At 55.9% G+C, this 24,699-nt stretch carries 23 protein-coding genes and 1 rRNA gene; 5 read left to right on the forward strand and 19 right to left on the reverse strand.

Going from position 1 to position 24,699, the window contains the following annotated elements:
- The 4 genes from HMPREF9334_RS06070 to HMPREF9334_RS06085 all read right to left on the reverse strand — a co-directional run.
- Positions 1–371 (reverse strand): 16S ribosomal RNA (locus tag HMPREF9334_RS06070); the annotation flags it as partial.
- A gap of 291 nt (positions 372–662) precedes the next feature.
- Complete coding sequence (gene rfbC / locus HMPREF9334_RS06075; protein ID WP_006692601.1) at positions 663–1,223, reverse strand: dTDP-4-dehydrorhamnose 3,5-epimerase; 561 nt, start codon at positions 1,221–1,223, stop codon at positions 663–665.
- A gap of 9 nt (positions 1,224–1,232) precedes the next feature.
- The gene (gene rfbA, locus HMPREF9334_RS06080; RefSeq protein WP_006692602.1) at positions 1,233–2,108 is read right to left on the reverse strand and encodes a glucose-1-phosphate thymidylyltransferase RfbA; all 876 of its coding nucleotides are present in this window, start codon (positions 2,106–2,108) and stop codon (positions 1,233–1,235) included.
- A gap of 174 nt (positions 2,109–2,282) precedes the next feature.
- Positions 2,283–3,446 (reverse strand): DUF819 family protein, encoded by a 1,164-nt coding sequence (locus HMPREF9334_RS06085; protein WP_006692603.1) that lies wholly within the window; start codon positions 3,444–3,446, stop codon positions 2,283–2,285.
- A 147-nt stretch (positions 3,447–3,593) separates the two neighbouring features.
- Here HMPREF9334_RS06085 and HMPREF9334_RS06090 point away from each other — a divergent pair, with 147 nt between their 5' ends.
- The gene (locus HMPREF9334_RS06090; protein WP_006692604.1) at positions 3,594–4,682 is read left to right on the forward strand and encodes a dipeptide epimerase; all 1,089 of its coding nucleotides are present in this window, start codon (positions 3,594–3,596) and stop codon (positions 4,680–4,682) included.
- A 10-nt stretch (positions 4,683–4,692) separates the two neighbouring features.
- Positions 4,693–5,253, forward strand: a complete 561-nt coding sequence (locus HMPREF9334_RS06095; RefSeq protein WP_006692605.1) for a hypothetical protein — start codon at positions 4,693–4,695, stop codon at positions 5,251–5,253.
- Between the two features lie 42 nt (positions 5,254–5,295).
- Here HMPREF9334_RS06095 and HMPREF9334_RS06100 read toward each other — a convergent pair whose 3' ends face one another.
- The 3 genes from HMPREF9334_RS06100 to HMPREF9334_RS06110 form a co-directional block, all read right to left on the reverse strand.
- Positions 5,296–7,080, reverse strand: a complete 1,785-nt coding sequence (locus HMPREF9334_RS06100) for a bifunctional homocysteine S-methyltransferase/methylenetetrahydrofolate reductase (RefSeq protein ID WP_006692606.1) — start codon at positions 7,078–7,080, stop codon at positions 5,296–5,298.
- Positions 7,081–7,100: 20 nt separating this feature from the next.
- A complete protein-coding gene (locus tag HMPREF9334_RS06105; protein ID WP_006692607.1) occupies positions 7,101–9,509 on the reverse strand; it encodes a homocysteine S-methyltransferase family protein in 2,409 nt (802 codons plus the stop codon).
- Between the two features lie 211 nt (positions 9,510–9,720).
- Entirely contained in the window at positions 9,721–10,401 is a 681-nt protein-coding gene (locus HMPREF9334_RS06110) for a vitamin B12 dependent-methionine synthase activation domain-containing protein (RefSeq protein WP_006692608.1), read from the reverse strand.
- Positions 10,402–10,542: 141 nt separating this feature from the next.
- Here HMPREF9334_RS06110 and trpD point away from each other — a divergent pair, with 141 nt between their 5' ends.
- The 3 genes from trpD to HMPREF9334_RS06130 all read left to right on the forward strand — a co-directional run bounded on the left by trpD (position 10,543) and on the right by HMPREF9334_RS06130 (position 14,796).
- A complete protein-coding gene (gene trpD, locus HMPREF9334_RS06115; protein ID WP_006692609.1) occupies positions 10,543–11,559 on the forward strand; it encodes an anthranilate phosphoribosyltransferase in 1,017 nt (338 codons plus the stop codon).
- 19 nt (positions 11,560–11,578) lie between these two features.
- Positions 11,579–12,514: a bile acid:sodium symporter family protein gene (locus HMPREF9334_RS06120; RefSeq protein WP_006692610.1), complete on the forward strand. Its 936-nt coding sequence runs from the start codon at positions 11,579–11,581 to the stop codon at positions 12,512–12,514.
- A 320-nt stretch (positions 12,515–12,834) separates the two neighbouring features.
- On the forward strand, positions 12,835–14,796 hold the full coding sequence (locus tag HMPREF9334_RS06130) for a methyl-accepting chemotaxis protein (RefSeq protein ID WP_039957395.1): 1,962 nt from the start codon (positions 12,835–12,837) through the stop codon (positions 14,794–14,796).
- 83 nt (positions 14,797–14,879) lie between these two features.
- Here the strand turns inward: HMPREF9334_RS06130 and sdhB are convergent, their stop codons facing one another.
- From sdhB to murI, 12 genes are all read right to left on the reverse strand, one after another.
- Positions 14,880–15,632, reverse strand: coding sequence for a succinate dehydrogenase iron-sulfur subunit (gene sdhB, locus HMPREF9334_RS06135; RefSeq protein ID WP_006692612.1), 753 nt, complete (start codon positions 15,630–15,632; stop codon positions 14,880–14,882).
- A gap of 15 nt (positions 15,633–15,647) precedes the next feature.
- A complete protein-coding gene (gene sdhA / locus HMPREF9334_RS06140) occupies positions 15,648–17,459 on the reverse strand; it encodes a succinate dehydrogenase flavoprotein subunit (protein ID WP_006692613.1) in 1,812 nt (603 codons plus the stop codon).
- A 24-nt stretch (positions 17,460–17,483) separates the two neighbouring features.
- Positions 17,484–18,116, reverse strand: a complete 633-nt coding sequence (locus HMPREF9334_RS06145; protein WP_006692614.1) for a succinate dehydrogenase/fumarate reductase transmembrane subunit — start codon at positions 18,114–18,116, stop codon at positions 17,484–17,486.
- Between the two features lie 123 nt (positions 18,117–18,239).
- Entirely contained in the window at positions 18,240–18,797 is a 558-nt protein-coding gene (locus HMPREF9334_RS06150) for a Fe-S-containing hydro-lyase (RefSeq protein ID WP_006692615.1), read from the reverse strand.
- A gap of 38 nt (positions 18,798–18,835) precedes the next feature.
- A complete protein-coding gene (locus tag HMPREF9334_RS06155) occupies positions 18,836–19,678 on the reverse strand; it encodes a fumarate hydratase (protein WP_006692616.1) in 843 nt (280 codons plus the stop codon).
- Between the two features lie 353 nt (positions 19,679–20,031).
- Positions 20,032–20,514, reverse strand: coding sequence for a metallophosphoesterase (locus tag HMPREF9334_RS06160; protein WP_006692617.1), 483 nt, complete (start codon positions 20,512–20,514; stop codon positions 20,032–20,034).
- A complete protein-coding gene (gene rdgB / locus HMPREF9334_RS06165; RefSeq protein ID WP_006692618.1) occupies positions 20,511–21,134 on the reverse strand; it encodes an RdgB/HAM1 family non-canonical purine NTP pyrophosphatase in 624 nt (207 codons plus the stop codon). The genes HMPREF9334_RS06160 and rdgB overlap by 4 nt, the downstream gene beginning before the upstream one ends.
- Before the next feature lies 1 nt (position 21,135).
- Positions 21,136–21,882 carry a ribonuclease PH gene (gene rph / locus HMPREF9334_RS06170; protein WP_006692619.1) on the reverse strand — a complete coding sequence of 249 codons (747 nt, stop codon included), beginning with the start codon at positions 21,880–21,882 and terminating at the stop codon, positions 21,136–21,138.
- Between the two features lie 163 nt (positions 21,883–22,045).
- Complete coding sequence (locus tag HMPREF9334_RS06175; RefSeq protein WP_006692620.1) at positions 22,046–22,708, reverse strand: hypothetical protein; 663 nt, start codon at positions 22,706–22,708, stop codon at positions 22,046–22,048.
- A complete protein-coding gene (locus HMPREF9334_RS06180; protein WP_006692621.1) occupies positions 22,701–23,273 on the reverse strand; it encodes a hypothetical protein in 573 nt (190 codons plus the stop codon). The genes HMPREF9334_RS06175 and HMPREF9334_RS06180 overlap by 8 nt, the downstream gene beginning before the upstream one ends.
- Entirely contained in the window at positions 23,263–23,697 is a 435-nt protein-coding gene (locus HMPREF9334_RS06185; RefSeq protein WP_006692622.1) for an acyl-CoA thioesterase, read from the reverse strand. The genes HMPREF9334_RS06180 and HMPREF9334_RS06185 overlap by 11 nt, the downstream gene beginning before the upstream one ends.
- 15 nt (positions 23,698–23,712) lie before the next feature.
- Positions 23,713–24,501, reverse strand: coding sequence for a glutamate racemase (murI, locus tag HMPREF9334_RS06190; RefSeq protein ID WP_006692623.1), 789 nt, complete (start codon positions 24,499–24,501; stop codon positions 23,713–23,715).
- Between the last annotated feature and the right edge of the window lie 198 nt (positions 24,502–24,699).

The raw sequence follows: 24,699 nt of genomic DNA on the forward strand, positions 1-24,699 counted from the left end.
GCTGCCTCCCGTAGAGTCTGGGCCGTGTCTCAGTCCCAATGTGGCCGTTCATCCTCTCAGACCGGCTACTGATCGTCGCCTTGGTGAGCCGTTACCTCACCAACTAGCTAATCAGACGCAGACCCATCGACAGGTGATAGCTTATAAATAGAGGCCATCTTTCACGGAGGAGAGATGCCTCTCCTCCGCTTCATTCGGTATTAGCATTCCTTTCGGAATGTTGTCCCCATCCTGTCGGCAGGTTGTCTACGTGTTACTCACCCGTTTGCCACTAAGCTCATAAAAGCAAGCTTTCATTCGCTCCGTTCGACTTGCATGTGTTAAGCACGCCGCCAGCGTTCGTCCTGAGCCAGGATCAAACTCTCCGCTAAAGTGAAGAGCCTGTTGGCTCAAAAGTTCATTCTTGTAAAAGAATTGTTGTTTCGTTGACCGAAGGTGTTTCCACCTTCACAACGATGTTGCATCTGGCTTGTTAGTTCAATTCTAACATGTTTTGCATTGTGTAGTTTTCAGGGTACATCCTGCACCGCGTAAGGCTTCAAGGTTCGTTCCCGACCCCTGCCGCTCTCATCGGCGCGACTGTCATAATATAACACAGAGCACTTCTCCTCGTCAACCCCCTTTTTTATCTTTTTTGTCACATTTTGTCAAACTTCGCCCTCTCATATGCTGTAAGTAAAATTGAGTTCTGTACGTGCGGAAAGAAGCGGCGCATTTGCATCTTTCTCTGAAAGCACAACAGGCGCAAGAGGCCACGTAACGCCGATCTCAGGGTCGTCCCAACGGATATTGCCGTCACACGCCGGCGCATAGAAATTGTCCGCCTTATACTGCACCTCCACGTTATCGGTTAGCGTAATAAATCCATGGGCAAAACCGCGTGGAATGAAGAGCTGACGCGCATTCTCCGCCGTGAGTTCGACCCCGACCCACTTCGCATACGTCGGAGAGCCGCGGCGAATATCGACGGCAACATCAAAGATCGCACCGTGCGAGACACGCAATAGCTTTGCCTGTGCCATTGGATTCAGTTGATAGTGCAGTCCGCGCAGTGTCCCCTTCTGCGCAGAGAAGGAATGATTGTCCTGCACGAAATCGACGCAGATCCCAGCATCTTCCATTTTCTTTTTGGACCAGCTCTCCATAAACCAGCCTCGTGTATCACCGAACACCTGTGGCTCGAGAATACGAACTCCCGCAAGTGCCGTTTCGATTACATTCATATAACGCTCCTATATGTCCCTGATCAGTCGCTTCAAATAGATGCCATACTCGTTCTTCGCAAGAGGCTCGGCAAGGCGCAGCACCTGCTCCGCGTCAATGTAGCCCATGCGGTAGGCGATTTCCTCGATGCAGGAGATCTTGAGACCCTGCCGTGCCTGTATGGTCTGAACGAAAGTTGCCGCTGAGAGCAACGACTCGTGCGTCCCCGTGTCAAGCCATGCATAGCCGCGCCGCAGCCGTTCCACGTGGAGCTTCCCCGCTGCAAGATACACCTTGTTGACATCCGTGATCTCGAGCTCCCCACGCGCCGAAGGACGAATCTCGCGGGCAATTCCAACAATGTCACTGTCATAGAAGTAAAGTCCCGTAACGGCATAGTTTGACTTCGGCTCTTTGGGCTTTTCCTCAAGCGTAAGTGCATGCCCCGCCGCATCGAAGGAGACAACACCATAGCGCTCGGGGTCGGACACGTAGTACGCAAATACGGTTGCGCCTTCGTCGCGCTGTACGGCACTCTGAAGCACCTGTGCAAAATCCGAACCATAGAAGATGTTATCACCGAGCACGAGCGCACAGCCCTCACCCGCAATGAAGTTCGCGCCAATGATAAACGCCTGTGCAAGACCATCGGGGCTTGGCTGGACAGCGTACGAAATGGACAGCCCAAGCTGGCTGCCGTCGCCGAGCAGTTCGCGATAGAGCGCACTGTCATTCGGCGTGGTAATGATGAGAATGTCTCGAATCCCCGCGAGCATCAGAGCACTCAGCGGATAGTAGATCATCGGCTTGTCGTAGATCGGCATGAGCTGCTTCGACACAACCTTTGTGAGCGGATAGAGACGCGTTCCCGAACCGCCCGCAAGGATAATTCCCTTCGTTATCATCCCGTCACCTCTCTGCAAAATTTTATGTATTTTATTTTATGATGTTTTGCAGGATAAGGCAAGAAAAAACTGCCGCATTTTTACCTGCCCCTCAAAAGTTAGACTTGAGAAATCTAACTTTGGGGGGGCACTACATTTTATGCAGCAGTCTTTTGGTAGAACCCGTTTTTATATCTACTTGAGCATTTCCATGGTATGTGCGACGAGGATGCCGAACGGTGTTCCGATGACGTAGCCCATCAGTGCCATGAGAATGCCGACGGGAACGAGCGAGCCGGAGTACGTCCCCGCAAGCACAGGCGCAGATGCCGTACCGCCGATGTTCGCGAGCGAAGCGACACACGCGGTGAACATGTCAAGCTTGAACAGACGTGCGAGGAAGAACATGAGGGTGAAGTGAACGCCGAGGATGATGAAGCCCGTCAGAATCCAGTACGGGGCATCGCCGAGCTCGAGCAGAGACGCACGCGAGGCGAGCAGAGCAATGACGGAGTAGAGGAGGACGTTCGACATTTCTGCCGACCCCGCCACGCGTCCAAGCGGCGAGACTGCACCGATAAGACCAAGCGCGGTGATAAAGAGGATGGTCCACGTTGCCTTGTCAAAGAACGGTACCACAGCATTGAGCATCTTGCCGACATTCGCGCCAACCGCTGAGACGACAAGTGCTGTACCAAGCAGAAGGATGAGACTCTGGAATGTGATCGCTCCCGTATTCAGCTTTGCATCCTCCTCGAGGCTGCGTGACACGGCATCGAGCTGGGTCGTATCTGCCTTATTCCACTTGTTGAAACGCGGTGCAAGCGTGATGAGCCAGAGCAGGAACATGACCCAGATCGAGTAGTCAATCGAGTCGACTACAAGCGCATAACCCATGTCTGCCTCCGACACACCAAGTGCCGCCTGCACAGCGACCATGTTGCCCGAGCCACCGAGCCACGAGCCACAGAGTGCACCGAGTGCCATCCACGAATCTCCGCCAATAAACGTCTTCATGACGAGAAAGGCGACGACGAATCCGATCATGATGGTGACCGACGCAGAGAAAAAGCCGAGCAGCATCCGGGGGCCAAGCTTCAGCACCTTGCGGATATCGCAGCGGAGCAGCATGGTGAAAACCATGGCATACGTCAGCGAATTTTTCAGTCCTGCATACGCCGGCTTTGTCGCCGCCATATCCCATGTACCGACCGTACAGAGCAGCATGGAGATGAGATAGACAAGCACGACGGCGGGCAGGTAACGGAACAGTGTCCACCCCGTTCCCTTCTCAAGCGTCACCAGTGCACCTGCAAGCAGGATGAGCACGGCAACATAGGTAAATCCGTCCGTAATCATGACAATACACTCCTTCGTTCACAAAATATAATTCCTTGAAGAATTATGATAGTGATTATATAATAAAGCCATAAATGAACACAATGGACTTCTTTCCTAAATCACTCTCATTTATGAAAGAATTCTGTATACAAAAGGAGGACTCCCATGAAAATCACAAAGGTCGAACTCGGTATGCTCTCCGTGCCCCTGCGCGTCCCGTTCAAAACGGCGCGGCGACGCGTGGACAGCGTGGAGGATGTGATCGTCCTCATCCGCACAGATACGGGTGCGACGGGCTACGGCGAAGCACCGCCGACAGGGGTTGTGACGGGTGATACGACAGGCGGCATCATTGACGCGATCCGTACGCATCTCGCGCCGATTCTCGTCGGCCGCGATGTGAACGAGTTCGAGGATCTGATCCAGTCCATGCAGACCGCACTCATCCACAACTCCTCTGCAAAGGCAGCCGTTGACATGGCACTCTACGATCTTTACGGACAGCTGTGGAACATTCCCGTACACAAGCTGCTCGGCGGCGCGAAGGACGGCATTGTCACGGACATTACAATCAGTGTAAATTCCCCCGAGGAAATGGCGCGTGACGCACGCGATGCAATTGCACGCGGCTATGACACCCTCAAAATCAAGGTCGGCGTCGATCCATCACTCGACGTGGCGCGCCTATCTGCCGTGCGTGAGGCAGTGGGGAAGGACATACGCATCCGCATCGACGCAAATCAGGCGTGGAAGCCGCGCGAGGCAGTACGGATTCTCGCGCAGATGGCAGATAAGGGGCTTGATATTGAACTTGTTGAGCAGCCCGTCGCCGCTGCGGACATCGACGGCCTTGCCTACGTCACGCGTGAGAGCGATATCCCCGTGCTGGCAGACGAGGCTGTATTCTCACCTGCCGATGCCCTGCGCATCATGCAGCTGCATGCCGCCGACATGGTGAATATCAAACTTATGAAATGCGGCGGGCTCTATCCCGCGCAGCAGATCATCGCGGCGGCGGAGATCTATGGGATGGAGTGTATGCTCGGCTGTATGCTCGAAGCAAAGATCTCCGTCAACGCCGCTGTGGCGCTTGCCTGCGCGAAGAAGATTGTGACACGCATCGACCTCGACGGTCCCGTACTGTGCAGCGAAGATCCGATCGAGGGCGGCGCGCTCTTCGACGAGAAGAACATTACCGCCTCCACTGCATCGGGGCTTGGCATTCGCGGTGTACAGGGACTTAGGATGCTATGAGGAGGCGTGCATGAGCACATCAATTAACTTCGCCGTCGGTGAACCGTTCCCTCTGCCGATCCTCGCACAGACGGACGGCGGTATGTTTCAGGTCGATCAAAACGGCATGATGTTCCTGCTCCAGCTCTCACGTACAGATGCCATCGCCGTCGAGGCGTTCCGCACAGGTGAGATCGAGCTTGCCGTGACGAAAGTGAACGGCGTTCTCTTCCTCCTCTATCGCATCGACGGCATCTTCAAGGATGGTTGGGGCGACGCACCGCTCTCCCTCTCCCTCGTAAAAGAAGAATTGCTGCCGAACGAACAGAGCCTTGCCGATCCGACCATTCATCTCTATCTGATTGACACAAACCTGAAGATACTCCTCGCGCAGAGAACAGCATCTGTGCCTGAGGAATTTGCAGAGACCATCCGAAAAAATGTGCGCGAACAGATTGCTTCGCCACTCTCAGCGCTTGCATTCCAAAAGAAAGTTGCTGCAATCTGGGCGGAGAAATCCGCCGCCGACCTGCGCACGATAGCAGGAGCATCGCACACACTGCCAATGACAATAGGACACATCATACACTAAGACAGCCGACGTTGACCGCAACAGAGTCAACGTCGGCTGTTTTTATATTGTTCCTTTGAGGCCCTTGACGATGCGCGCGACGAGTGCCGTCCGCGCAAACGGTGTGATGATATAGTAGCCGTCGATGTATGGTGTGATGTCCTTTGCAATCTCAAGGGAGAGCTGCACGGCAAGTTCCTCCGCTTCCTCACGGCTCAGTCCGTGGTAGGCATTGATAATGCGCTCCTCGACGTGGATGCCCGTGATCTCGCTCTCCATAAAACGCGCGTTGCGCTCGCTGACAACGGGCATAATGCCGCCGAGGATGAGGGCCCCCGGTAGGGTGTCGCGTGCCGTCCGCAGATTCTCCTTTGCCCTGCTGCTGAGGACCGGCTGGGTAAAGAAGCCGGTCATACCCGCCTCCAGCTTCTTTTTTGCAAGTCCGAGCTGTGACGGGAAATGCTTTGCATTCACGTTAAGTGCACCGAATACGTGGAACGGTACGACATCGCCGCGCTCGCCGAGACTCTTAATAAATGACATCAGCTTGCGCGAGTTGAACTGGTAGACACTCTTCACCTCGTCGCGTTCCGCCGTGGGGACGGGGTCCCCCGTAATGGCAATCATGTTGTGAATCCCCTCGGCACTCAGGCCGAGGAGCGTGGACTTGATCGCATTGAGGTTGCGGTCGCGGCAGGTCATGTGCGGGATCGGCTCAAGACCGAGACTGCGCTGCACGCGCCCCGCGAGCATCCCTGCATCCATGCGTGCACGCGCGATGGGGTTGTCGGCAATCGTGATTGCGTGAACCCCCGCCTCCATGAGCTCCCGTGCGCCCGCCATAAATTTATCCGCATTTCCGACCTCGGGCGGATCGAGCTCGACGGCAATGGGGGTTCCTCCCGTTTTCAACGCCTCGAAAAACGCGCTGCGCGACGGGCCAAGAGCTGCGTGTTCCGCCTGCTCCACACGATCTTCCGATACGCGTCCGCTGTCTGCGAGAGCACGGGAAAGCGCTCGAATATGCTCCGGCGTCGTACCGCAGCAGCCACCGACAATGGAGATGCCATCATGCACGAGATCGGCGAGCTCCTCACCGAAATAATCCGGCGCACTCTCATAAAAGGTGCGCCCGTCGACGACGATTGGATGCCCCGCATTCGGCATGAGGGAGAACGGCAGCGGACAAGTGCCGAGCAGATGCACAAGCTCCTTCATCGACTGCACGCCGCTAACGCAGTTAAAGCCGACCGCGTCGATGTATCCGCTCTCTGCAACTTGGCGCACGAGCTCCTCGACAAAGAATCCATCCCGCGTATAGCCGCCGGGAAATGCGGAGAATGAGGTCAGGATAAACGCCCCGGGGCATTCCTGCTTGATGTGCGCCGCTGTCTCGACAAGTCCATCCGCAGAGGAATTTGTTTCAAAGAGGAAGTGCCGCGCCCCCGCCGTAAGGAAGGTATCGGAAAGGAAGCGATACTCCTCAATGATATCGGTGGGCGGCAGCCCCGAGACGGGACCGATATCGGCAAAGACATAGGCTCCGAATGGCTCTGCCGCACGCGCGGCAAGCTTCCATCCCGTGCGGATGATGCCCTGCACCAGAGCCTCTTCCCCCTGATACACAATGCGGTTTGCCGCAAAGGTATTGGTCTTGATTGCGTGCGCCCCCGCGTTTAAGTACTCCGTGTGGATGTTCTCTACAACAAGGGGGGTCTCAATGTTCGCGAGTTCCACGCCCTTGCCGCGCGTATGCGTTTTCTGCGCGTAGTATGTGCCCATGCCGCCGTCAAAGACGAGCGGCTCTTTTTTCAAATATTCTCGTATGTCCATGCGCTCCTGCGCCATATGAACAGCCTCCTTGCTGCTTATCCAAGTACCCGCCGCGCGATCTCAACCATGCTGCGTGCATCGCCCGCATAATGATCTGCGCCGATCTCCTTTGCGTAGTCCTCCGTCAGCACTGCCCCGCCGACAATCGTCTCACACGGATGCCCTGCCTCGTGCAGGGCTTCGATGGTCTTTTTCATCGCCGTGACCGTCGTCGTCATCAGTGCCGACAGGCCGATCAGTCCGACCTTCTTTTCGATGGCAACCTCCACAACGCGCTGGATGGGCACATCACGACCAAGGTCGATGATCTGGTAGCCATAGTTCTCAAGGACGACCTTTACGATATTCTTGCCGATGTCGTGGATATCCCCCTCCACCGTCGCAAGAATGATCTTTCCCTTTGAGACTCCCTGTCCCGCCTCGGCAAGACGCACCTTGATGAGTTCAAGTCCCGCCGTCGCCGCATTCGCCGCATTGATAAGCTGCGGGAGGAAGATGATTTCCTGCTCGTAGCGGTCGCCCACGATATCAAGTGCAGGAATGACCTTCTCCTGAATGATGTCCATCGGTGCCATCTCCGTCAGGAGCTTCCGCGTAATGCGCTCAGCATCGTCGGAAAGGCCTCGAATGATGGCATCCATCAGCGGATCGACGGCGTCTGCACTCTCTGCTGCGGAAGTCTGCACCGCCCCCGCCGCCTCATCGCCCGTAATGCCGAGCTCTTTGCGGCGACGCATCTCTGCCTGCTCGGGGGCAAAACGCTCGATGTAGGCAGCGCAGTCCACATCCTCTCCTGACACAGCACGGAAGGACACAACCGCATCCATAACGCCCTTTGTATTCGGATTGATGATCGGGAAATCCAGTCCGACGTGCATCGCCTGTATGAGGAAGTTCTCCGTCATGTGCCCGCGTGCGGGCAGACCGAACGAAATATTGCTGACACCGAGCGCACAGTGCAGTCCGAGACGCTCGTGCACCTCGCGCACGGCACGCAGGGTCTCCATCGCCTGAACCTGCTGTGCCGATACAGTGAGCGTCAGGCAGTCGATGATGATGTCCTCGCGCTCCAGTCCGTACTTCTCCGCCTCCGCCACAATGCGCTCGGCAATATTGACGCGCTGTGCCGCTGTCTCGGGCAGCCCCTTCTCGTCCATCGCAAGTCCGAGTACCGCCGCCCCGTAGTGCTTTGCGAGCGGGAAGATGGCATCCATGCGCTCGCGCTCACCGCTGACCGAGTTGATGATAACACGCCCGTTCGTGACGCGCAGAGCAGCCTCAATCACCTTCGGGTTTGCCGAGTCAATCTGCAGCGGCAGATCGACAACACTCTGCACCGCCTTGACAACGTACGGGATGATCTTCTCCTCGTCCACGCCCTGCGCACCGACGTTGATGTCAAGCACCTGTGCACCCGCCTCCTGCTGAGAGATCGCGAGTTTCTTGATGTAGCCGTAGTCCTCCTCAAGGAGTGCCTGTTGGAGGCGCTTCTTGCCCGTCGGATTGATGCGCTCACCGATGACATTGAGCTTGCCGTACTCCGCGACGCGCCCCGGCGATGCAACGCCCTTGCGTTTTTTTCGTGCGGGGCGATCTGCCGCCCCCTCCGCAACTGCCGCTGTGAGCGCACGGATAAAATCGGGGGTCGTGCCGCAGCAGCCGCCCATGATAAGTGCACCGCGCTGCGCAAACACGGTCATCTCACGGCCGAAATCCTCTGCCGTCATCTCGTACGCACCCGTGCGCGGGTCGGGGAGACCTGCGTTCGGCTTGACGATGATCGGCAGATCCGTCCACTCCATCAGCTCGTCCACAATCGGCACGAGTTCCACGGGACCGAGAGAGCAGTTCACGCCGAGTGCGGCGACACCGAGGGCATCGAGCGTGACCGCGACAGACGGGACAGCCGCACCGAGGAAGGTGCGCCCGTTCTGCTCGAACGTCATCGTCACCCAGATTGGCAGCTTTGTATGTTCCTTCGCTGCGAGCACCGCCGCCTTGACCTCGTAGAGGTCGGTCAGCGTCTCAAAGATGACGAGATCCGCCCCCGCCTCCTCGCCTGCAACCACCATCTCACGAAAGAGTTCGTATGCGGCCTCAAACGAGAGTGTTCCAAGCGGTTCGACCAGCTCTCCGATGGGGCCGATGTCGAGTGCGACACGCACACCGGCAGCCCCTGAATTTTCTGCTGCACGTCGTGCGGTCGCAACGTTTGCGGCGATCACCTCCGCCACCGTCTTGCCCGTCCCCACGAGCTTGTGCCCGTTTGCGCCGAAGGTGTTGCTGTAGATGACACGGCTGCCCGCCGCAATATAGTTTCGATGAACCTCCTCGATCACCTCGGGATGATCCATGCCGAAGAGTTCGGGGCGCTCGCCCGGCGCGAGTCCACGCGCCTGCAGCTCCGTCCCCATCCCCCCGTCCAATATCGTTATTTGATTCATTCTATATCCCCCATCACATACGCAGATAATATGAACCATTCCAACGCGAACACTTAGTTACGCAAGCGATCATGTGCTTGTATGCTTAAATACCGGCGGACTTCTTAAACGCGCTGCGCTTGAACGAAAGAACTCCGCCGGGGCATACCACACATTTTACTCGCTTGCTCCACTAGGATTCGCTTTTGGAAATGCACATATATTGATTGTTTTAGGTCTTAGCCCCTTCGCGGCACCTGCGCCCCGCCTTGCGGAACGGACAGGTGCGGAACATCAGGCAGTGCTCGCAGTCCGGCGGTCGGTGCGGCTGCGGCGTGCGTGCGATCCCCATAATCGCCGTCACCGATTTGCGCGGCACCATGATCGTCGTCGGTGTCAGTGAGACACCGATGCGCCGTGTCATATCGAGCAGGGCAAAGATTTTCGGCTGCTCCGCAATCGGCAGATCACCATAGCCGGGGCTGAAACGATCCGTCAGATAGCGGCCCTCTGCCTCCACGGCGCGGCGCATATCGCTCTCGAAATTGTTGCAGATATTCTCAATCGCCGTACTCGCGCATGCATCCATGATGACGGAATCTGCCGCATTCGTGACCTCATAGCGCATCATCAGGCGCTCCACACCCGGACCGAGGGTCGCACCAAAGAGCACAACCTCCTCACACGGCTCAAGCATCCGAGGGATGTCATTTCCTGCAAACCTCACGCCGAGCACAGCCCCATCTTCCAGAGGAGCGTGACGATACGTCAGACGCGGCGTCGCCGCCGCCAATACCTCATCCGTACAGCGCTTGATCTGCGCTGCGATCTCCTCCGTCAGCTCCTGCCCACGAAAGCCGAGATACTTCAAGATTTCGTTCATATTCAGCGTTGTAAAACGCGGTTCAAACATAGCTTCTCCTACTATAGTACAGTACACAAGATTTAGAGATTATAGCACATTCCTCCTCTCCTCACAAATATACTTTTGTCATGTCATGATATGTGTGCTATAATACTGCCCTATCTCTTTTCTTTTCAAGGGGGAAATCGAATGATAAAAGAAGCGATCAAAAAGGTCGTAGGAAAGGAAGATCTTACCTACGACGAAGCATATACGGTCATGAACGAGATCATGTCGGGTGAAACCTCAGCGGTCGAGAACGCAGCCTACCTCGCCGCTCTCTCCACGAAGAGCAGCGGCATGGAGACGATTGACGAGATCTCGGGCTCTGCGGCAGCAATGCGCGAGCACGCAGAGTGCGTGGAGCACGATATGGAGGTCATCGACATTGTCGGCACAGGCGGCGACCACTCGGGCAGCATCAACGTGTCCACAACCGCCTCGTTTCTCGCAGCGGCGGCGGGGCTCAAAGTCTGCAAGCACGGCAACCGTGCGGCATCCTCGTCCAGCGGTACAGCGGACTGTCTGGAGGCGCTCGGCGTGAACATCGACCAACCGCCCGCAAAAGTACGTACGGAACTTGATGAAATTGGACTTGCATTTCTCTTTGCACAGCGCTATCACCAGTCGATGAAGCACGTCGGGGCAATCCGCCGCGAGCTCGGCATCCGCACAGTGTTCAACATCCTAGGTCCGCTTACCAATCCCGCACGTCCAACCTCCATGCTCCTCGGTGTCTATGGCGAGCACCTCCTGCGCCCACTCGCGCGGGTTCTTCCAAGCCTTGGCGTAAAGCGTGCACTCATCGTCCACGGGATGGACGGCATGGACGAGATCTCCATCGGTGCGCCGACCCGCGTACGCGAGATTGTAGACGGCACAGAGACGGGCTACGAGATCCGCCCCGAGGAATTTGGTATCGCGCCCGCGACCAAGGAAGCGATTCGCGGCGGCAGTCCCGACGAGAATGCCGCCGTCACACGCGGCATCCTCAGCGGCGAGATCACAGACGCACGTGCGGATGTCTGCCTCCTGAACGCGGGGGCCGCCATCTACATCGGTGGTGCTGCTCCCTCCATCGCGGACGGCATTGCAGCGGCACGGCAGACCATCACCGACGGCTCGGCACGCCGAACGCTTGAAGATTTCATCCGAATCTCTCAATAAGTGAAAGGAGTTCGCATCTATGCAAGCACTCGAACAACTCAGCAATTTTGTCTCCCGTTATATGGCATTCTTTGTCATTCTGATCGCGGGCATCTCGCTCTTTCAGCCGTGGACATTCATCTGGACGGTTCCATGGATCACGATCCTGCTCGGCATCGTCATGTTCGGTATGGGCATGACGCTTCGTTTCGAGGACTTTAAGCTTGTTCTGCAGCGCCCGCGCGAAGTTCTTATCGGCACAGTCGCGCAGTTCGGCATCATGCCGCTCCTTGCCTGGGGACTTGCACATGCATTTTCCCTGCCGCCGGAGCTTGCGGCGGGTGTGATCCTCGTCGGCACCTGCCCCGGCGGCACCTCGTCGAACGTCATGACCTACCTTGCACGCGGCGATGTGGCACTCTCCGTCTCCATGACGATGGCATCGACCATCCTCGCCCCCATCATGACCCCGCTCCTCACCCTCTGGTTAGCAGGTCAGTGGATTGACATCCCGGCAGAGAAGATGATGATCTCCATCGCGCAGGTTGTCATCGCGCCGATCTTCCTTGGCATCCTCATAAACCACTTCTTCGAGCGTCCCGTCCAAAAGGCGGTCAAGATCCTCCCACTCATCTCCGTCATTGCCATCGTCCTCATCGTGGGCGGCGTTGTCTCGGCAAACGCAGCCCGTATCATCGAGACAGGCGCACTCATCATGGTTGTCGTCATGTGTCACAACCTGCTCGGCTACACACTCGGCTTTCTCGTTGCAAAGGCACTGCACATGGACATGGCAAAGGTCAAGGCGGTCTCCATCGAGGTGGGTATGCAGAACTCGGGACTTGCGACCTCCCTTGCACTCCTCCACTTCGGCGCGGCAGCAGCAATCCCCGGCGCACTCTTCAGCGTCTGGCACAACATCTCTGGCTCACTTGCCGCAAACTACCTATCCAGTCGTATGAAAAAAACCACCTGATACTATTTTTCATCAAAAAACCTCCAAAATCTTTTAGGACTTTTGGAGGTTTTTTGATTTATATCGAAATTAACCCCAAAAGAAGCGTCCTCGATCCTCCCCCCTTTCTATACGTCCAGTTTACCTCTCTGTTCAAACGAAAAACAGACGCGATCTACGAACTACATTTTACTAGCAGTTCCTTTATTATTTTAGTTGATATTCACTTATTAGAATTTATTTTGTGCTTCATTATAATTCATTAAAGGAGTTTATCCTTTCATATCGAATTCTTTTACGTAAGGATATTTGCAGGAATGGCAGAGAAAGGAGTTTATGCTATGAAGTTACGGTCAAAGATGCTCCTATGGATTGGAGGACCGTTCATCGTAATATTTATTGCGATGGCAGCATTCTCTTACTGGGAAGCAAGCAAAATGATCGAATCGGCGACACAGCGCGAGATGGAAGCACTCGCAAAATATCATGCGGAGGAGATCAACAGTCTTGTACAGGAGCAGTGCGGCATTCTGGAGGGACTGGGACAGGTGTGGTCGACAGAACTGCCGTCCAATGAGAGTTTTATCTCTGCTGCGAGAGATTTTGGTGCTCGCACCGATATTGACGGCATATACATGGGCTTCCCCGACCGTGATTTCCTCTACGGGCACGAAAAGGTTGTGCCGAGAGATGAGTTTGACGCAACCTCACGCCCATGGTACAGAATTGCGAAGGAGAACAACGGTGTACAGATCTCAGAAGTATTCATCAACAAATTTCATCAAAAGAAGGTTTTCGCCCTAAGCCGTGCACTTCATCCGAGCGACGGAACAGAAGCGATTCTTGGAATGGATGTCCCCTTTTCCAGTGTAGAGAAAAAAGTGGCTGCATTCAAAATTCGGGAAACTGGCGCAGCCTTTCTGCTCGATGACAAGGGACGCTTTATCTACCACTCTGCTCTGACGATGGAGAACAACGTGCACGAGCAGGGCGATGAAGCGGCAAAACGTTTTCTCTCGAAGGAGCCGCTCTTCTTTACTTCCAGTTATCAGGACGTCGACTATTTCTACGCCGTTCACCCCGTCGGCAATACAGGCTGGTCACTCGTCCTCTTCGTACCGAAAGCAGAGGTTCTGGCAGACGTGAATGTCCTCAAATGGACAATGATTGCGGGACTCCTCCTCTCCCTCGTCCTCCTCTCCGGCCTGCTCTATGCAATCGCTCGTTCGATCGCAAGTCCACTCGAGAATATGGCGGGAGCAGCGGCCGAGGTCGCAAAAGGAAATCTTGGTATTGTGCCGCCCGAGATGAATCGTGAGGACGAGATCGGACAGCTGCACAACGCCTTCCTTGCGATGGTCAAGGGATTGCGCGATCTCATTCAGAGTGCGGCGCAGACAGCAGAGCAGCTTGCCGCCGCTTCCGAAGAGCTGACCGCCTCTGCCGATCAGTCGGCACAGGGGGCACAGCACGCGGCCGAGGCAATCGTGAAGATCACGGGCAGCACCGTCGAGCAGCGCGAAGTCGTCGATGAGTCCTTCCAAACGGTGGATCGAATCACACAAGCCATCAATGAGATCGCGAATGAAATCACAGATGTCTCTGCAGCGACACAGCGTGCACAGGCAGCTACCGTCGAGGGCCAACAGGGACTTGGCATTGCCGTGAAGGGCATGAATGTCCTCAATCAGAGTGCACAGAATGTCGGTGATGCAGTGACAGCTCTCTATGAGAGTTCCAAGCGCATCTCTGAGATCGTCGAAATGATTACGGAGATCGCAGGACAGACAAATCTCCTCGCCCTCAACGCCGCTATCGAGGCGGCACGCGCGGGCGAACAGGGGCGCGGCTTCGCTGTGGTCGCCGAGGAAGTCCGAAAACTCGCCGAACAGTCCGAAAATGCTGCACAGGAGATCACAGAGCTCATCACAGAGAATGCGAACCGTATTGAGAGCACGTTCAAGGTCATGCAGGAGCAGAAGGAACGGGTCGGTGAGGGCGTCACACAGGTCAATCAGGCGGGCGAACAGTTCGACCGCATTGCAGACGTCGTCAAAGAACTCTCGCATAAGGTTGACACGATTCTGAAGAGCACCGAGGGCATCAAGGCGGGAAGTGAGCAGATGTTCAACTCGGTCGAGTCGGTACAAACAGTATCAAATGCCGTGAGTTCCGAGGCAGAGAACGTCTCCGCCGTCTCCGAACAGCAAGCAGCTTCCATGCAGGAGATTGCAGCTGCGAGCCAGACACTCGCGCAGCTTGCTCAGGATCTGCAAAGACTTGTAGAACGCTTTCAACTCTGAGAATTTCTATAAACAAGCACACAAAAGGGGCTGCCTCATGGGCAGCCCCTTCGTTATGCTTCGATTTCGTGCGTGGAAGCAAATTAGTGATTGAACATATTGCGCAGTGCCTGCTTGTTGACCTCGCGATTGAGCTGTGCAAGATGCTGCGTGAGCTTGATGCTCTTCGGGCAGACACGCTCACAGTTCTGGCTGTTGCCGCAGCTCGTGATGCCGCCCTTTTCCATCAGCGCGTTGAGACGCTTCGGAGCGTCGAACTTTCCGAGCGGATGGAGGTTAAAGAGAAGCGTCTGTGCTGTCGGTGCAGGACCGATAAAGTCGGACTGCGGACCAACATTCGGGCACGCCTCAAGGCAGCAGCCGCACGTCATGCAGTGTGAGAGCTCATAGCATGTCTCCGCCGTGTACGGGTTCTGGATGGGAGCATCTTTGACCCCCCATGTGCCATCCACCTCGACCCAGCCATGGATGCGCTTGAGGCTCTCAAACATGACCGAGCGGTCGATGAGGAGGTCGCGGATCACGGGGAACGTACGCGCCGGCTGCACGCGGATCGGCTGCGTGAGGTTGTCAATCAGCGCACAGCATGCCTGCTGTGCACGGCCGTTAATGACCATCATGCACGCGCCGCAGACCTTCTCGAGGCAGTTGCACTCCCAGACCGGAGGAGGTACACGCTTGCCGTCCACCGTCACGGGGTTTTTCTGGATCTCCATGAGGGATGCAACGACGTTAAGACCGGGACGATAGTCAACCTCGAACTCCTGCGTATAGGGGTTCTCGTTCGGTCCATCCTGACGCTCGATGATAAAACGAACTTTTTTCTGTTCTGCCATGACTTCTATCCTCCCTTACTCCTTCTTGGCAACGGCGTAGTTACGTGCGCGCGCCTTGATGAGTGAATGCTCGAATTCCATGTAGCTGACCTGAGGCTCCTCGGTCTTCGGATCGTAGTCCACGATGGAGGTCTTCATGAAACGCTCATCATCACGGCCATAGAACATGAGCTCGCCAGCATCGTCTGTCATGCGCTCACCCTTGTCATCGAGCAGGATCTTCGCATGTGCGCCACGGCTCTCATCACGGCAGCGGGCAGCCTTCGTAACAGCCATCGCATAGAGAATCATGTTGCGGAGCTGACGAACGAACATGGCTTCCTGATTTGCCCATGTGCCATGGTCGGTCACACCGATATCATCCCAACGCTTGAGAATGTCCTTGAGCTTTTCAAGGCAGATGTCGAGCCCCTTGTTGTCGCGCTCGATCGAGACATAGTCGTACATGATCTCGCCCATCTCCTGATGGAGTTGATGCGCGTTGACAGGACCCGTCATGTTGCGGATCTTATCAAACTCTGCAACTGCTTCCTTGCGTGCCGCCTCGAGTTCATCCTCCGTGAGTGCCGTGCCAAGCTCGCCGCTGCGTGCCCAGCGCAGAGCCTCGGGACCTGCGATAAAGCCGGAGTATGCCGCCGAGAGAAGCGAGTTTGCACCGAGACGGTTTGCACCGTGATACTGATGGTCACACTCGCCCGCTGCCATAAGGCCGGGGATGTTCGTGTGGTGGTTACGATCGACCCAGATGCCGCCCATCGAATAGTGCACGGACGGGAAAATCTCCATCGGAACCTTTCGCGGATCCTGACCAACGAACTCGGAATACATCTCGAGGATGCCGCCGAGTTTGTGCTCGAGGTAGTCCGCAGGGATATGCGAGAGATCGAGGTAGACGCGGCGGTCGTTGTTGACACCGAGCCCCATGTGCACGCAGACCTTGAAGATCGCACGGGAGGCAACGTCACGCGGAACGAGGTTGCCGTATGCAGGGTACATCTCCTCAAGGAAGTACCAGGGCTTGCCATCCTTGTACGTCCAGACGCGTCCGCCCTCGCCGCGGCATGCCTCGGACATGAGACGGTTCTTATCCGAGCCGGGGATCGCAGTCGGATGGATCTGGATGAACTCGGGGTTTCCGATGTGCGCGCCCTGCTGGTATGCGGAAGAGACTGCCGAACCGTTACAGATCGTCGACGCTGTGCAGCGACCGAAGACCTGTCCGGGACCGCCCGTTGCGAGCATAACGACATCCGCAGGGAATGCCTTGATCTCATTCGAGTTCATGTTCTGTGCGACAATGCCACGGACGATGCCGTCCTTGTTCTTGATTGCGCGGATGTATTCCCAGAACTCATACTTTGTAACTTTGCCCTTGGTCTCCCAGCGGCGCACCTGCTCGTCAAGTGCATAGAGGAGCTGCTGCCCTGTCGTAGAACCGGCGAAGACCGTACGCTTATTCTTCTGACCGCCAAAGTTGCGGAGATCGAGCACGCCCTCAGCCGTACGCGTGAACGGAACACCCATGCGGTCGAACATCTTGACGAGCTTCGGAGCTGCCTCAACCATGCCCTTGACGGCAAGCTGGTCAGCGAGGAAGTCGCCGCCGTAAACGGTGTCGTCGAAATGCTCATAGACACTATCATGCTCGCCCTTTGTATCCATGCAGGCATTCATACCGCCCTGTGCGCAGAGCGAGTGCGAACGCTTCACCGGGCAATAGGAAAAGAGGTCGACCGTACCGCCGCCCTCGCAGACCTTCATCGTCGCGAGAAGTCCCGCCAGACCGCCGCCGACGATGATAACCTTATTCTGTGGTACTTTAGCCATTCTTACTCTCCTTTGCTGCGGTTCTTACATGAAATAGCTGCCCATGAAGGCAAGCGTAACAAGACTCATCAGCGTGCAGAGCCCCATCGACAGCGCGTTGATCACAGACTGTGCGCGCGGGCCCTTCGCAATACCCCACGTCATGCAGAACGTCGAAATGCCGTTGCAGAAATGGAAGATCGCTGCGAGCATACCGATTGTATACAGCACCGTGTGGAGGATCGCATAGTCGCCCGTCACAAAGTAGGTGTAGAGCAGGTCATAGTTGATATGCGTTCCCATGACGCCCTTTTCCCATACGCGCATATAGCCGACGTGCCAGATGAGGAACGGGATGAGCAGCCATGCCGTATAGCGCTGCACGGCGAACTGCCAGTTGCGTACGTAACCATAATTGCTCGGGTTGTTCTTCGCCTGTGCCGCAATGTAGATGCCGTAGATTGCATGGAAAAGGATCGGCACGGCGATGGCAAAGATCTCGAGTCCGTAGAACACGGGACGCGGAATGAGATCCATCATGGCCAGCGCATCATTGAACGCCTTCGCTCCGTTGAGTACGGTCGAGTTCGTAAAGACGTGCTCGAAGAGGAACACGCCGATAATGACGAGTCCGACCAATGAATGCAGCCGCCGCATGTAAAAGGTTGTGTGGAACATTTCATACCTCCTGAAATATGTAGACCTTTGGAGCCGCTGCCTCGGAGCATATCCGAGGCAGCGCCCCCGAATGATTTGTCATGCGCCAAACCATCGGCATGAACACGTTGATGAGGATGTGCGTTAGAGTTTCCGATAGGGCTTCTGCCCCATTTCGTAGAAGTTGTTGCCCTCAGAGTCAATCACAACGATGCAGGGGAAATCCTCGACCGTCAACTTTGCAACTGCCTCCGGACCAAGCTCTGGATAACCGACTACTTCGTACTTCTTCACAGATTTTGCGATGAGCGCTGCGGCACCGCCGACTGCGGCAAAATAGGTGACACCGTTCTTCTTCATCGACTCCACAACGGCCGCCGAGCGTGAGCCCTTGCCCACCATGCCCTTGATGCCCTGCTCAAGCATCGTCGGTGTGTAGGCATCCATGCGGCCGGAGGTCGTCGGTCCCGCCGAGCCGATCGGATCCCCCGGCTTCGCCGGTGTCGGTCCGAGGTAGTAGACGATCTGATCGTGCCAGTCGACCGGCAGCGGCTCGCCCTTCGCGAGGGCCTCTGTCATCGCCTTGTGTGCCGCATCGCGCGCGCTGATGATCGTGCCCGTGATGAGAACGCTGTCGCCCGCCTTGAGCTTGCGCGACATTTCCTCCGTGAACGGAGTCGTAATACGGATACTTTCCGCCATGAGTATTCCTCCCTAACGATAATACACAGAAAAGGATGTTACAGGACGCGATGCGCATGCCGGAGGGCATGGCAGCAGATCGTCACCGCAACGGGGAGGCCCGCGATGTGCGTCGCGCCCCATTCAATGTTCACGGCAAGTGCGGTCGTCGTGCCGCCAAGCTGCGGTCCGATGCCCGTCTTGTTGATCATCTCGAGGAGCTCACCCTCGAGCTTTGCATACTCGGGCATCGGATGACGCTGGCCGATCGGACGCGTGAGCGCCTTCTTCGAGAGGAGTGCCGCCTGATCCATCGTGCCGCCGATCCCGACACCGACCACCTCGGGCGGGCACGGATTTGGACCTGCGTGCTGGATGATCTCCATGACCGCCTTCTTCACGCCCTCCACGCCGTCCGCAGGAACAAGCATCTTGACGCCGGACTTGTTTTCGGAACCGAAGCCCTTCGGCGCAATCGTGATGCTGAGCTTGTCGCCCGCAACGATCTTCGTGTAGATGACTCCCGGCGTGTTGTTCTGCGTGTTCTTACGGTTGAAGAGCGGCTCTGCGACAACCGACTTGCGCAGATACCCCTCCGTGTAGCCCTTCGCAATGCCTTCATTGATTGCATCCTCGAGGAGGCCGCCTGTGATATGGAGATCCTGCCCGACCTCCACGAACACAATTGTCATGCCCGTATCCTGGCAATACGGCCGATCCTCTTCGCGCGCGATTTCGGCGTTGCGAATGATCTGATCCAAAACGACCTTTCCTACGGGTGACTCCTCCGTCTCTCGCCCCTTTTTGAGTCCCTCGTAGACATCATTCGGGAGATAGTACGCCGCTTCTTTGCACATCTCGGCGACGTTCTCCGTGATTGCTTGTGCGCTTAGCTCTCGCAAAGTAATCCCTCCTATAAATATAACTTATACACAGGTTAGTTAGACTATATCATATTTTTTTCTTGCTTTCAAGTCTTTCAAATTTGCCGTAAAGCCTTGAAAAAAGTGAATCTCATTCAATTTCAAAGACTGGTGGACAAATTAAAATAATATCGTTCTTTTATTATTTATCTTATTGTTTTATATTTCAATCGAATTATTTCAATGTAAACAATAAATCGTTTACATTGTTTTTATTATTATATATATAAAATCCATATCATAAGATATGGATTTTATATCGTAAATTTTTTTGAAAATTTTTTATATAGAAAAGCCCTTGAATTTGCGGGCTTTCGTACATTTTTTCACAATCAAATGCGAATGAGATTCACCTGAGGGCTCTCTCCTGCGTTCAGATCCACAAGCATAAACGATCCACGCTGCTCATCACGCGGTCGGGCGATGCTGCCTGGGTTGAGCACGGTGACTTCTCCGTGCTCCTCAAGAGCAACGTGCGTATGCCCGTATACGGCAATGTCCGCCCCTGCCTCACGCGCTGCCTCCCGCAGCATCGCCGTATCGAAGCGCACGTTAAAGAGGTGTCCGTGCGTCAGGAAGATGCGGTGTCCCGCCACCTCGACCATCGTTTCGTCATAGACACCATCCACAAAAAGGTCACAGTTTCCAAGCACACGGATAACACGCTTCTCCGAGAGTGCCTCAAGATCGTCCGCATCGGGTGCAAAGTCGCCCGCATGAAGCCACAGCTCTGCATCCGCAGCACCATGTACGGCAAGCATCTTCTCGAATATGCGCGTATCTCCGTGGCTGTCACTGACAATTCCAATTCTCACACGACACCTCTTTCCATCAGCAATTTTTTCATCATGTCGAGCGCCGCACCGCGATGACTGATCTCATGTTTCTCCTCGCGCGAGAGCTCTGCCATCGAGCGTCCGTCCGCACGGTAAAAATGCGGGTCGTAGCCAAAGCCGCCCGACCCTCGTGCCTCAGGGCGGATAAAGCCCGCGCACGTTCCCTCTGCCCCAAGCTCCCGTCCATCCTCAAACACAAGCACAAGCGCACAGTGATAGGCGGCAGCGGCGTTCTCCGTACCGTGCGCCCGAATCTCCGTAATCAGCTTCGCATTGTTCGCCGCGTCGTCACCATGCACTCCCGCATAGCGCGCAGAGTAAACACCCGGTGCGCCGTCCAGCACCTCCACCGAGAGCCCGGAGTCGTCGGCAAGTGCGGCAAGCCCCGTCTTCTCCCTGTAGTAATGTGCCTTAATCCGTGCATTCTCCAGAAAGGTCGCCCCATCCTCAACGGGTTCTTCGATCTCTCCTGCGTTTGGCAGAACTTCGTGAAGGCACGATAAGGGTACAAGACGCACGGGAAGCCCCTCAAATGCCTGCTCCATTTCGCGCACCTTGCCCGCATTTGAGGTCGCAATGAGAATGATCTTTTCGTCCATATTACCCCTCCCGTCCCGGCAACCACGAGAGCGTCGTGCCGAGTGCTTCTTTCTGGTACTCAATCAACGTGCGTATGCCGCGTTCGCCGAGATCGAGGAGGACGTTCATCTCTGCACGGGTGAATGCACGCCCCTCACCCGTTCCCTGCACTTCGACGAACTCTCCCTCGCCCGTCATGACAAGGTTCATGTCGACCATCGCGGTCGAATCCTCCTCATAGCAGATGTCGAGCAGCGGCGTATTCTCCGCATTGATTCCGACGCTGACCGCCGCTACATAGTCGCGCACGGGGAAGACCCCCCTCTTCGTGTAGAAAGTCGCACAAGCCTCCACGAGCGCGACGAACGCCCCCGTGATCGACGCGGTGCGTGTCCCTCCATCCGCCTGCAGCACGTCGCAGTCAATGTGAATCGTGCGCTCCCCGAGTGCCTTCGTATCGACAACAGCGCGCAGAGCACGTCCGATGAGCCGCTGAATCTCCTGCGTACGACCCGTCTGATGCCCGCGCATCGCCTCACGCGCCGTGCGCTCTGTCCCCGCGCCGGGCAGCATGGAGTACTCTGCGGTCACCCATCCCGTCCCTGAGCCTTTCAGAAAGAACGGCACACGCTCTTCCACGGTCGCGGCACACACAACGCGTGTGTGTCCCGTCTCGATGAGCGCAGAGCCCGCAGGGTAACGCTGATAGCCGCGCTCGATCCGTACAGGGCGCAGCTGATCGGCACGCCTCAAATCTCTTCTTGGCATGAATGTTTTTCTCCTTTGAATTATGCAGGGTCCCCTACCAGCTTGCTTTGCTCGGCACTTACCCAACTTCGACGGAGGTGCTAATTTGCCGTAATGCAAAGCCTCCCCCGTCGAAACGGGGGAGGGGGACCATGCGCAGCATGATGGAAGGGGCGCCATGAACTTACGTCCGATTACGCTCCTGATACTGCCGATAGTTCTTGATGATGCAGATCGGCGTTTTCTGCGAGGCGTTGCCGAACGGATTGTCGAGCAGGAGTTGTGCCGCAAGCGCACCGTTCACACCCTCGGATACGCCAACCACACGCGAGCGTTTGAGATCGTTCACATCTGCGATCATCCCGCCGAACGCCCCCACACGGTCACGAATGCGTGCGGCAACCTGCTCCGGCTCCGAAGGGCCGTAGACAATCACCTTGTCAAACGGTGGCATCGTGCCCGTCACATCGTCGATGAGTGCCGCCTCCTTGCCGCCCCACTGATAGAACAGCCCCTTTTTACCGACGAGCTTGCCGAGGAATCCCGCAAAAAGTGCCGCAGTAACGCGCCACTTCCCCTCTACATCCATGAGTGACTGCATCCCATGCGGCGTTGCGAGACTGCCATAGTCTGGGATAAAGCGGCACAGGAATTTTGCCATGCCGGAAATATGAAGCTCCTCAGGGCGGACAAAGCGCCCCTGCGTCACCGCAACCACACTCTCTGCGCAGCAGACGAGATCATCCGCCGTTACCTGCGCACCGGCGTAGTATTCGATGGCATCCACGATGTCGTCCGCATCCGTCAGAATGCGTGTCGGAACGGGGAGAATATTCAGCTCAGCCATTCTTCCTGCCCCCTTCCTGCACGAGTGCAACACCTGCAAGTGCGGCGATCTCCGCCCCCGTGATCTTCAAAATCTGTTTGGAATAATGTGCCGGGATGCGCCCTGTCTCCTGGTAGATGAAATCCATGCGAAAATCAGGCATATGGGCAATCGCCTCTTCGAGCGTATTCCCCTTGCGTCCCTCGATGGAAAGTTTGAGCACCAAATCGATCTGCTCATCCTTTTGAATAACCATCGCCTCGAAATAGTCGTCCTCACGCGGGGCACCCACCAGCTCGACCTTGCCGCGCACCAGTGCACCGTCGTACTGCTCATAGGGCAGCTGCACACGCAGGATCGCATCCATAATGACACCGCATTGTGTCCCCTCATTCTTCACGGGCATCGTCGCACCGATCACAAGTCTCTCCGGTGTACGTTCGACCACGGAAAACGGTGTCATTTCCTCCTTTTTCGGCACGATCTTCTCCGTTCCGAAATAGGCGAAAAATGCCTTTTTTCCAAGCTCAAAAAAAACAAGCAGAGCGAACAGCCAGTATAACCGCTCTATAAATTCAAAATCCAATGTCCCGTCCCTCTTTCTCCGCGATCATCGCCGCCTCGAGCGGCTCATAGAACTCCTTTGGCAGACGCGTGATATGCCCTGTCTCGCGCACGGTAAACACATTCTCCGAAAACCCCGTCACGAGCTCCGTGCCCGCCGCATTCAGAATGCGGTAGGAAAACGCCATCTTCGCTCTGGTGAGTGCGGTTGCCGTCGTCTCAATCACGAGATCGTCGTCAAAATGTCCCGGCGCATGAAACTGTGCACCGACCTTTGTAATTGGAAAGACATAGCCTGCTGCCATCAGTGCACCCAACGTGATGCCGATGCGGCGCAGGTAGGCGACGCGCCCGATTTCGAACCAGCGAATGTAGTTCGCATGATGTACGACCTCCATCGCATCCGTATCGTAAAAATTCACCCGATGTTCCACACGAATCGGCATGAATGCTCCCTTCTTTCAAACAATCTGCTCCATGCGCGCGGCACGCGCAAGGTAACTCTCAATACGAGCCAGTGACTCCGCGCCTGTCACCGCTCTGCCCGACTCAAAGAATCTGCACCATGCCGTCCGCTCCTCCGCCGAAACCGTCGTCAGCCCCGTCCGCCGTGCCAGCTCCTCAACTGTTCCCTCGTTGCCATCGACAAAGCCAACCGTCTTTGGCAGGAGACGACGCAGGGTATCCTTAAAATAGTTGAAATGTGTGCAGCCAAGCACGATTGCAGAGTAGCTCCGCAGATCGTATGGAGTAAGTGCGTTCCACAGGTACTCCTCCACGCATTGGGAGACGAACTCGCGACGCTCCGCGAACTCTACGAGGCGCGGCAGCGCGAGAAGATCGACAAGATTCTTCTCATCATGCGCTGAGACAAGACGATGCAGCTTCTCACCGTTTATGGTAATGGGGGTCGCCGTCACGAGCACACGTCGCTCGGCATCCTGCTCAAGAGCCTTTTTCACCGCCGGCTCCATGCCGATAATTGGCACATCATAGAGCCGCCGCATCTCATCCACGGCAACCGATGTTGCTGTATTGCACGCGACGACGACGGCATCCGCCTTCTGCTGTTCGACGAGAAATCGAAATGCTGCGCGAACGTAGCCGCGCACTGCGGGAACAGACTTCGTTCCATAGGGTACATGATCACGATCGGCAAAGAACAGGAACTCCTCGGACGGAAGCACACGCCGCGCGTGGCTGAGCACCGTCAGACCACCGATCCCCGAATCAAACAGTGCAATCCGCATACGCCTGCCTCCTCTTCTGCAACGAAGTATAGGAAGCACTGATACATTCTACACCAATCCGACGACTTCATTGGGGCAGCGATTCCTATACCCACCTATTATAGCAACTTCTCCCTGCTTTGACAAATCCACTCCGTTCCTGTTATAATCGCTTCATTGAACTGTTGCAATATTTTACTATTTTAGAGAGAAGCTTTT

The sequence above is a fragment of the Centipeda infelix ATCC 43532 genome (assembly GCF_000234095.1).
Taxonomy (GTDB): Bacteria; Bacillota; Negativicutes; order Selenomonadales; family Selenomonadaceae; genus Centipeda; species Centipeda infelix.

Excerpts from the sequence above, each read along its gene's own strand:
- rfbC (WP_006692601.1), bottom strand. The coding sequence starts at position 1,223 with ATGAATGTAATCGAAACGGCACTTGCGGGAGTTCGTATTCTCGAGCCA.
- rfbA (WP_006692602.1), bottom strand. The coding sequence starts at position 2,108 with ATGATAACGAAGGGAATTATCCTTGCGGGCGGTTCGGGAACGCGTCTC.
- HMPREF9334_RS06085 (WP_006692603.1), bottom strand. The coding sequence starts at position 3,446 with ATGATTACGGACGGATTTACCTATGTTGCCGTGCTCATCCTGCTTGCA.
- HMPREF9334_RS06090 (WP_006692604.1), top strand. The coding sequence starts at position 3,594 with ATGAAAATCACAAAGGTCGAACTCGGTATGCTCTCCGTGCCCCTGCGC.
- HMPREF9334_RS06095 (WP_006692605.1), top strand. The coding sequence starts at position 4,693 with ATGAGCACATCAATTAACTTCGCCGTCGGTGAACCGTTCCCTCTGCCG.
- HMPREF9334_RS06100 (WP_006692606.1), bottom strand. The coding sequence starts at position 7,080 with ATGGCGCAGGAGCGCATGGACATACGAGAATATTTGAAAAAAGAGCCG.
- HMPREF9334_RS06105 (WP_006692607.1), bottom strand. The coding sequence starts at position 9,509 with ATGAATCAAATAACGATATTGGACGGGGGGATGGGGACGGAGCTGCAG.
- HMPREF9334_RS06110 (WP_006692608.1), bottom strand. The coding sequence starts at position 10,401 with ATGTTTGAACCGCGTTTTACAACGCTGAATATGAACGAAATCTTGAAG.
- trpD (WP_006692609.1), top strand. The coding sequence starts at position 10,543 with ATGATAAAAGAAGCGATCAAAAAGGTCGTAGGAAAGGAAGATCTTACC.
- HMPREF9334_RS06120 (WP_006692610.1), top strand. The coding sequence starts at position 11,579 with ATGCAAGCACTCGAACAACTCAGCAATTTTGTCTCCCGTTATATGGCA.
- HMPREF9334_RS06130 (WP_039957395.1), top strand. The coding sequence starts at position 12,835 with ATGAAGTTACGGTCAAAGATGCTCCTATGGATTGGAGGACCGTTCATC.
- sdhB (WP_006692612.1), bottom strand. The coding sequence starts at position 15,632 with ATGGCAGAACAGAAAAAAGTTCGTTTTATCATCGAGCGTCAGGATGGA.
- sdhA (WP_006692613.1), bottom strand. The coding sequence starts at position 17,459 with ATGGCTAAAGTACCACAGAATAAGGTTATCATCGTCGGCGGCGGTCTG.
- HMPREF9334_RS06145 (WP_006692614.1), bottom strand. The coding sequence starts at position 18,116 with ATGTTCCACACAACCTTTTACATGCGGCGGCTGCATTCATTGGTCGGA.
- HMPREF9334_RS06150 (WP_006692615.1), bottom strand. The coding sequence starts at position 18,797 with ATGGCGGAAAGTATCCGTATTACGACTCCGTTCACGGAGGAAATGTCG.
- rdgB (WP_006692618.1), bottom strand. The coding sequence starts at position 21,134 with ATGGACGAAAAGATCATTCTCATTGCGACCTCAAATGCGGGCAAGGTG.
- rph (WP_006692619.1), bottom strand. The coding sequence starts at position 21,882 with ATGCCAAGAAGAGATTTGAGGCGTGCCGATCAGCTGCGCCCTGTACGG.
- HMPREF9334_RS06175 (WP_006692620.1), bottom strand. The coding sequence starts at position 22,708 with ATGGCTGAGCTGAATATTCTCCCCGTTCCGACACGCATTCTGACGGAT.
- HMPREF9334_RS06185 (WP_006692622.1), bottom strand. The coding sequence starts at position 23,697 with ATGCCGATTCGTGTGGAACATCGGGTGAATTTTTACGATACGGATGCG.
- murI (WP_006692623.1), bottom strand. The coding sequence starts at position 24,501 with ATGCGGATTGCACTGTTTGATTCGGGGATCGGTGGTCTGACGGTGCTC.